Origin of the sequence: Rhizobium ecuadorense (assembly GCF_001187535.1) — a bacterium.
GTDB classification, from domain to species: Bacteria; Pseudomonadota; Alphaproteobacteria; order Rhizobiales; family Rhizobiaceae; genus Rhizobium; species Rhizobium ecuadorense.
Genome location: NZ_LFIO01000643.1, coordinates 1 through 225, shown reverse-complemented (window position 1 = coordinate 225; position 225 = coordinate 1). Strand labels below are relative to the sequence as shown.

Here is a 225-nt window from a genome sequence, read left to right as displayed (position 1 = left end):
GTTTAATAGGACCACGCTTCGGGACAATCTAACAAATCCGGTCACTTACTCAAAACTCAAGACCAGCGTGCTCTCAAGGGCCGGATTCGCCTACTCGCCCTGTCGTAGGTTGCGAAGTCGGTCGAAAAGGACGGCAAGCACGATTGCCCCACCGATAAAGCATCCTTGCCAGAATGCGTTGATGCCGAGCAGACCAAGACTGTTGCGGATGACCTCGATAAGTGC

Annotated in this window: 1 pseudogene; it reads right to left on the bottom strand. The window is 53.3% G+C overall.

Annotated elements, in window-relative coordinates:
- Positions 1–90: 90 nt before the first annotated feature.
- Positions 91–225 (bottom strand): annotated as a pseudogene (locus AF337_RS42085) (ABC transporter permease); the annotation flags it as partial.